Annotated in this window: 7 protein-coding genes; all 7 read left to right on the top strand. The window is 50.9% G+C overall.

Annotation, left to right across the window (positions count from 1 at the left end; genetic code table 11):
- Positions 1–94 precede the first annotated feature (94 nt).
- The 7 genes from rfbB (at position 95) to I6N93_RS13585 (ending at position 7,698) form a co-directional block, all read left to right on the top strand.
- Entirely contained in the window at positions 95–1,165 is a 1,071-nt protein-coding gene (gene rfbB / locus I6N93_RS13615; protein WP_085687814.1) for a dTDP-glucose 4,6-dehydratase, read from the top strand.
- Positions 1,162–2,025: a glucose-1-phosphate thymidylyltransferase RfbA gene (gene rfbA / locus I6N93_RS13610; protein WP_085687816.1), complete on the top strand. Its 864-nt coding sequence runs from the start codon at positions 1,162–1,164 to the stop codon at positions 2,023–2,025. The genes rfbB and rfbA overlap by 4 nt, the downstream gene beginning before the upstream one ends.
- 20 nt (positions 2,026–2,045) lie before the next feature.
- Positions 2,046–2,918, top strand: a complete 873-nt coding sequence (rfbD, locus tag I6N93_RS13605; protein WP_085687818.1) for a dTDP-4-dehydrorhamnose reductase — start codon at positions 2,046–2,048, stop codon at positions 2,916–2,918.
- A 4-nt stretch (positions 2,919–2,922) separates the two neighbouring features.
- Positions 2,923–3,471 (top strand): dTDP-4-dehydrorhamnose 3,5-epimerase, encoded by a 549-nt coding sequence (gene rfbC / locus I6N93_RS13600; protein ID WP_085687820.1) that lies wholly within the window; start codon positions 2,923–2,925, stop codon positions 3,469–3,471.
- 374 nt (positions 3,472–3,845) lie between these two features.
- A complete protein-coding gene (locus I6N93_RS13595; protein ID WP_085687822.1) occupies positions 3,846–5,252 on the top strand; it encodes a mannose-1-phosphate guanylyltransferase/mannose-6-phosphate isomerase in 1,407 nt (468 codons plus the stop codon).
- 22 nt (positions 5,253–5,274) lie between these two features.
- Positions 5,275–6,648, top strand: a complete 1,374-nt coding sequence (cpsG, locus tag I6N93_RS13590; RefSeq protein ID WP_085687824.1) for a phosphomannomutase CpsG — start codon at positions 5,275–5,277, stop codon at positions 6,646–6,648.
- A gap of 201 nt (positions 6,649–6,849) precedes the next feature.
- A complete protein-coding gene (locus I6N93_RS13585) occupies positions 6,850–7,698 on the top strand; it encodes an ABC transporter permease (RefSeq protein ID WP_085687826.1) in 849 nt (282 codons plus the stop codon).
- Positions 7,699–7,701: the final 3 nt, after the last annotated feature.

Raw genomic sequence — 7,701 nt, 5'->3', positions numbered from 1 at the left:
CCTAAGGGCGGTAGCGTGCCTGAAATTCATGGATCGTCGGCTTCAGAGCCTTGCAATCGCTAAGGTTAGTCATTTCTTTTTGGGATTTCTTACTATGAAAATATTGGTTACAGGCGGTGCAGGCTTTATCGGTTCTGCCGTCGTTCGCCACATCATCAGCAACACCTCGGACGCCGTGGTTAATGTAGATAAGCTGACCTACGCTGGGAATCTGGAATCGTTAACAGAGGTTGAAGGCCACGAGCGTTATGCCTTTGTTCAAGCAGATATCTGCGATCGCGCCGCGCTGGACGATATTTTTCAGAGTCACCGCCCTGATGCGGTCATGCACCTGGCCGCGGAATCGCACGTTGACCGCTCCATCGACGGTCCGGCCGCGTTCATTGAGACGAACATTGTCGGGACGTACACGCTGCTCGAAGCCGCTCGCGCCTATTGGCTGTCGCTCAAAGAAGCGGAAAAATCACGTTTCCGTTTCCACCATATCTCTACCGATGAGGTTTATGGCGATCTGGAAGGCGTGGACGATCTGTTTACCGAAACGACCTCGTATGCGCCCAGCAGCCCTTATTCCGCCTCGAAAGCCTCCAGCGATCATCTGGTGCGGGCCTGGCAGCGGACCTACGGTCTGCCCACGATCGTCACTAACTGTTCCAACAACTACGGTCCCTATCATTTCCCAGAGAAACTGATCCCGCTGATGATTCTGAACGCTTTGGAAGGCAAACCGCTGCCGGTCTATGGCGACGGCATGCAGATCCGCGACTGGCTGTTTGTGGAAGACCATGCCCGAGCGCTTTATACCGTAGTGACCACCGGCGAAGTCGGGGAAACCTACAACATCGGCGGCCATAATGAGAAAGCCAACATCGACGTGGTGAAAACGATCTGCGCGTTGCTGGAAGAACGGGTGCCGAACAAGCCGGAGGGGATCAAGCAGTACCAGGACCTGATTACCTATGTGAAAGACCGACCCGGCCATGACGTGCGCTACGCCATCGACGCGAGCAAAATTGCGCGCGAACTGGGCTGGAAGCCGCAGGAAACATTCGAGTCCGGGATTCGTAAAACGGTGGAGTGGTATTTGACTCACCGGGAGTGGTGGAGCCGCGTTCAGGATGGCTCCTATGCGCGTGAGCGCCTGGGTATGGGAGAGGCATCATGAAAGGCATTATTCTGGCCGGCGGGTCCGGCACGCGTCTTTACCCCCTCACGCGCGGCGTGTCTAAGCAACTGCTGCCGGTGTACAACAAGCCGATGATCTACTATCCGCTCTCCACGCTGATGCTGGCGGGGATCCGGGAAATTCTGATTATCACGACGCCGGAAGATAACGAGGCCTTTCGCCGCCTGTTGGGTGATGGTTCCAATTTCGGCATCCACATCGATTATGCGGTACAGCCGAGCCCAGACGGTCTGGCGCAGGCGTTCATTATCGGTGAATCCTTTATTGGAGACGATCGTTGCAGTCTGGTGCTGGGCGACAATATCTTCTACGGCCAGTCTTTCAGCCGCATGTTGGCGAATGCCGCGGCTAAAAAACATGGCGCGACCGTGTTCGGCTATCAGGTAAAAGACCCTGAGCGCTTCGGCGTGGTTGAGTTCGATAAGAATATGAAAGTTGTTTCCATCGAAGAAAAACCGACTAAGCCTAAATCTAACTACGCCATTACCGGGCTCTATTTCTACGACAACCGCGTGGTGGATTTCGCCAAGCAGGTGAAGCCTTCCCATCGCGGCGAGCTGGAAATCACCTCTATTAACCAGATGTATCTCGATGATGATTCGCTGAATGTCGAGCTGTTCGGGCGCGGCTTTGCATGGCTGGATACGGGGACGCATGAAAGCCTGCACGACGCGTCGTCCTTTGTGCAGACCATTGAAAATGTGCAAGGCCTGCAGGTTGCCTGTCTGGAAGAGATCGCCTGGCGCAACGGCTGGCTCTCCAGTCAGCAACTGGCGACGTTGGCCGATCCGATGATGAAAAATCAGTACGGCCGCTATCTTATGAACCTACTTAACTGACCGGATATTCAGGAGCCAGAATGAAAATTTTGATTACCGGCAGTCGGGGACAGGTAGGACAGAGCCTGGTCGCTCAGTTGGAGGGTAAGGCCGAGCTGCTGGCCGTTGACCGCGACGAACTGGACATTACTGACCATTATGCCGTCATGCGCAAGGTGGAGCAGTTTCAACCGGATTACATTATCAACGCCGCAGCACATACGGCGGTGGATAAGGCCGAAGATGACATCGCGCCGTCCTATACCATCAACCGCGACGGTCCGGCCTATCTGGCCGAGGCCGCAAAACAGGTCGGCGCCGTCATGTTGCATATCTCGACCGACTACGTGTTCGATGGTGAAAGCGACCAAATTTACAGTGAAGAGATGCCCGTGGGTCCGCAAGGGATCTATGGCAAAAGCAAGCTCGCCGGCGAGTACGCCGTCGCCGAAGCGGCCGACCGCTATTTGATCCTGCGTACCGCCTGGGTGTTCGGCGAACACGGCAATAATTTCGTCAAAACCATGCTGCGCCTGGGCGCAACCCGGGATGCGCTCAGCATCGTCGGCGATCAAGTGGGGGGGCCCACCTACGCCGGCGATATTGCCGCGGCGTTGATCCGCATGGTGGAATTTATCGAAGCCGGCAACACGCCCGAGTGGGGCGTCTATCATTTCTCCGGGACGCCGCATGTCAGCTGGTTTGAGTTTGCGCAGGCTATTTTCGAGCAGGCGGGCAAGGCGGCATTACTGACGTCTCTGCCGACGTTGAACTCTATTTCGACCTCCGAATATCCCACCCGTGCCAAAAGACCGGCCAACTCCCGACTGAATTGTCACAAGATCCAACGACAGTTTGGTATCGCTCCCAGCGACTGGCAATCCGCCCTCAACAATATTCAAGCGTATAAGTGATCTTATGAAAATAATCGATACGGCTATACCTGATGTGAAAATTATTGAGCCTGCGGTATTCGGTGACGAGCGCGGGTTTTTTGTGGAAACCTGGCAGCAGAAAAAATTCGAGGAGCAGGTCGCCAAGCGGCCTTGCTCATTTGTTCAGGACAACCATTCCAAGTCGCGACAGGGCATCCTGCGCGGATTGCATTACCAGACGGAAAACACTCAAGGTAAGCTGGTTCGCGTGGTATCAGGGGAAGTCTTTGATGTCGCAGTCGATATTCGCAAAGGCTCGTCGACATTCGGCCAATGGGTCGGCACTTTCCTTTCCGCTGAAAACAAACGCCAGCTCTGGGTCCCGGAAGGGTTCGCTCACGGGTTTTATGTGACCAGCGAAGAGGCCGAGTTCGTCTATAAATGTACCGATTACTACAATCCTGCCGCAGAACATTCCATTTTATGGAATGACAGCGCTATCGGCATCGACTGGCCGATCCAAAACGGCAATGTCGTGCTGTCCGCAAAAGATGAACAGGCGAAGACGCTCCGGGAAAACGTTTTGTTGTGATTTTTTATATGAAGACTGCTTTTATATTTTTGTTTTTATATGAAATTTTTTCTTGATGTAGAGTTTAAGCGCCTTAATCTCTCTTCATATTGTGCTGTTCGTGCCCTGTGCTGAGAGGTTAAGCTATAAGCGTGTATTTATTGATAAAACAAGGCTCAATAATATCTTTCGACATTGTCGGTCTCGGATAGTAGTGACTATGCTTGTTGATGCGATCTTTCTATCTTGTTTGCACAGGGCGTTGACCTAATGCATAGAGCAGAGGGTTGGAATTTGCGCAGAGAAAGATGAGTGAGAGTGGAAAGCGTGTTTGATTATTTTCTGCATAAAATTATATAAATTATTTAAAGATATATAGAAGGTTACAACGCAAAATGCTACTTCCAGTGATTATGGCCGGTGGAACCGGAAGCCGTTTATGGCCACTTTCTCGTGAACTTTATCCCAAACAATTCATTTGCCTACATGGGAAAAACTCCATGCTGCAGGAGACGGTGAACCGTCTTGATGGCATCCAGACGCGCGACCCGATGGTTATCTGTAACGAAGAACACCGATTCCTGGTTGCAGAGCAACTGCGACAGGTGAACAAGCTCTCCAGCAACATTATCCTTGAACCCGTAGGACGTAATACGGCGCCAGCGATAGCGCTGGCGGCGTTGAATGCGGTTTCTGCGGGGGATGACCCCATCCTGCTGGTACTCGCCGCAGACCACATCATGGAAAACGAAGCTGCCTTTCATACGGCGGTTGAACACGCGATTCCGTATGCCAAAGCAGGCAGTCTGGTCACGTTCGGCATTATCCCCACTGGCCCAGAGACCGGCTATGGCTATATTCACCGTGGCGAACAGGTGTCGGGCGAGGAGAACACGCCTTTCCGCGTGCAGCGTTTTGTGGAGAAACCGGACCTTGAAACGGCGGAAGCTTATCTGCGCTGCGGTGAATACTACTGGAACAGCGGTATGTTTATGTTCCATGCCAAGCGCTATTTGCAAGAACTCGAGAAGTTCCGGCCTGATATTCTGGAAGCCTGCCAGACTGCGATCTCCAGCGTAGATAAACAAAGCGACTTCATTAAAATCGACAAAGAGTGCTTCATGACCTGCCCGGACGAATCTGTGGACTATGCGGTTATGGAGAAGACAGATGATGCCGTGGTTATCCCGTTAGATGCTGGTTGGAGCGATGTTGGTTCCTGGTCTGCCCTGTGGGAAGTCAATGAAAAAGATGAGCAGGGCAATTCCCTTCAAGGGGATACTTTCCTGCATAACACCCAGGATTGCTACATCAATACCGATGATCAACTGGTGGCGGCCATCGGCGTAGACAACCTGGTCATCGTGAATACGAAAGATGCCGTATTGGTCGCCAATAAAAACGAAGTTCAGGACGTGAAACGCGTGGTTGAATTCCTGAAGGCGAATAGCCGTAGTGAATATCGTCGCCACCGTGAAACCTACTGGCCTTGGGGCCGTTGCGATCTGGTGGTTCAGAGCGACCGTTTTAACGTCAACCGTATTACGGTGAAGCCGGGCGAGTCCTTCCCGCTGCAGATGCACTACCACCGCGCGGAGCACTGGGTCATTCTTTCGGGTACGGCAAAAGTCACTATCCAAGATAAAACATTGCTGTTAACGGAAAACCAATCGACTTTTATTCCCATAGGTTCACAACATACGCTCGAAAACCCAGGCAAAATTCCGCTGGAACTCCTTGAGATCCAATCCGGTTCCTACCTGGGTGACGATGACTTTATTGATGTAGCCAATAACCAGTAACTGAAACGTTAAGAAGGGATTTATGTCAGCATTAACATGTTTCAAAGCCTACGATATTCGCGGTGAATTAGGTCCAGAGCTGAATGAAGATATCGCGTATCGTATCGGCAGAGCCTATGGTGAGTTTTTAAAACCGAAAACCATTGCTGTGGGCGGCGATGTCCGTCTGACCAGTGAAACGCTGAAGCAGGCGCTGGCGCGAGGCTTGCGGGATGCGGGTACGGACGTACTGGATATTGGTATGAGCGGGACCGAAGAGATCTACTTTGCTACTTTTCATTTAGGTATTGATGGCGGTATTGAAGTCACTGCTAGTCATAATCCAATGAATTATAACGGTATGAAATTGGTGCGTGAAAACGCGAAGCCGATTAGCGGCGATACCGGATTGCGGGATGTTCAGCGTATCGCCGAAGAGAATAATTTTGCCCCGGTCGACGAGTCTAAACGCGGCAGCTATAAGCAGATTTCTGTTTTGAACGAGTATGTTGACCATCTGATGGGGTATGTCGACCTGGCCAACTTCACGCGCCCGATGAAACTGGTGATTAACTCAGGCAACGGTGCCGCAGGCCACGTCATTGATGAAATTGAAAAGCGTTTCCAGCAGGCGGGAGCGCCGGTGGAATTCATCAAGGTTCACCACGAGGCCGACGGCACATTCCCTAATGGCATCCCTAATCCGTTGTTGCCGGAATGCCGTAAAGATACGGCTGATGCTGTACGTGAGCATGGCGCAGATATGGGCATCGCCTTTGATGGCGATTTTGATCGCTGCTTCTTGTTCGATGAACATGCCGAGTTTATCGAAGGTTACTATATCGTTGGCCTTCTGGCTGAGGCTTTCTTGCAGAAGCAACCGGGCGCCAAGATTATTCACGATCCGCGTTTGACCTGGAACACCATTGATGTGGTGAAAAAAGCCGGGGGTGTTCCGGTGATGTCGAAAACCGGGCACGCTTTCATCAAAGAGCGTATGCGCAAAGAAGATGCTATCTACGGCGGAGAAATGAGTGCTCATCACTATTTCCGTGATTTTGCCTACTGCGATAGCGGCATGATTCCGTGGCTGCTGGTGGCTGAGTTGGTGGCGGTGAAGGGGATGGCTTTAGGGAGCCTCGTTAGACAGCGTATTAAAGCATTCCCTTGCAGTGGCGAGATAAACTATAAGGTTGCGAATAGCGGCGCTATCCTCGCGAGAATAGAAAGTGAATTCTCCACTGAAGCGCTATCTACTGAACTTATCGATGGATTGAGTATGGATATGCACGGCTGGCGATTAAATGTACGCACCTCTAATACTGAACCGTTATTGCGTTTGAATATTGAGAGTCGCGATGTACCCGAACTTGTGTGGGAAAAAGTTGCTATTGTCGAACGTCTTGTGAAAATGTAGTCATTTAATTAACAAGTTGAATCTACATTGAAGGGTGGTTTTTTATCGATGGTGCTATTGCACTTGAGCATGCGAGTCTGAAAATGTGGCAAGTGTGATTAAAATCCATACCGATGAAAGATGCGCTGGGTTAGACATTATTCGCCAGCCACTCCTCAATGATGACCCTGCGAATTTTTATATCTTGAAGGCAATAACTGAATGAAACCCCACACCACTAATTTGACAAGTGAGACGACTAACAAGCATGTCGCTCCCTCTGGTTGGAAAGAGCATAACGGTAAAACCGATATGCTTGAGGGCCTCAAGGCATATCATGTCTGGCTGATTTGGGGCTGGCATGATATCCGTCAGCGCTATCGCCGGTCTGTTTTAGGCCCATTTTGGTTCACATTGACGACATTGATTATGGTTGGCGCGCTAGGCTTTCTGTATTCAGAGTTGTTAGGTCAGGATATATCCTTTTACCTGCCATATCTTGGGGTAGGGTTGGTTATATGGCAGTTTATCAGCACCGCAGCGAATGAAGGGTGTGCTTGTCTTATCGGATCCAGTCATATCATCAAGCAGGTCCGTATGCCGCTGACTACGCATGTATGCCGTATGGCCTGGCGCAATTTTATCATCCTCTTGCACAGCTTGCCTGTCGTTATCCTGTTTATGCTCGCCTTTGGACATACATTTTCTTTCGAAGTCCTCTTGATAATTCCCGGACTATTTATCGTGTTGTTGAATGCGGTTTGGTCGGGGATAGTCTTTGGTATTTTGTGTTCACGTTTCAGAGATGTTGCTCCCATCATCGGTAATCTTTTTCAGGTGTTTTTCTTCGTTACCCCCGTCATGTGGCAGACTGAAGCGCTTAAGGATCGCGGTTGGGTGGCGGATTATAATCCGTTCTATCACCTAATCGAGATCGTTCGTGCACCGATTATGGGGGAAGCTGTTCCAACTTTATCATGGGCTTACAGCATCGCTTTGTTGGTGGTTGGCTTTGCTTTTGCTCAATATCTGATGACTCGCTGCCGTGACCGTGTAGCCTACTGGCTGTAATAC

This window comes from Lonsdalea populi, from assembly GCF_015999465.1.
GTDB classification, from domain to species: Bacteria; Pseudomonadota; Gammaproteobacteria; order Enterobacterales; family Enterobacteriaceae; genus Lonsdalea; species Lonsdalea populi.
The sequence above is the reverse complement of the archived record's forward strand: the minus strand, read 5'-3'. Positions and strand labels throughout refer to the sequence as shown.

Bases quoted from the DNA above. Each gene is read 5' to 3' on its own strand.
- I6N93_RS13585 (WP_085687826.1), top strand. From the start codon at position 6,850: ATGAAACCCCACACCACTAATTTGACAAGTGAGACGACTAACAAGCAT.
- rfbD (WP_085687818.1), top strand. From the start codon at position 2,046: ATGAAAATTTTGATTACCGGCAGTCGGGGACAGGTAGGACAGAGCCTG.
- rfbA (WP_085687816.1), top strand. From the start codon at position 1,162: ATGAAAGGCATTATTCTGGCCGGCGGGTCCGGCACGCGTCTTTACCCC.
- I6N93_RS13595 (WP_085687822.1), top strand. From the start codon at position 3,846: ATGCTACTTCCAGTGATTATGGCCGGTGGAACCGGAAGCCGTTTATGG.
- rfbC (WP_085687820.1), top strand. From the start codon at position 2,923: ATGAAAATAATCGATACGGCTATACCTGATGTGAAAATTATTGAGCCT.
- rfbB (WP_085687814.1), top strand. From the start codon at position 95: ATGAAAATATTGGTTACAGGCGGTGCAGGCTTTATCGGTTCTGCCGTC.
- cpsG (WP_085687824.1), top strand. From the start codon at position 5,275: ATGTCAGCATTAACATGTTTCAAAGCCTACGATATTCGCGGTGAATTA.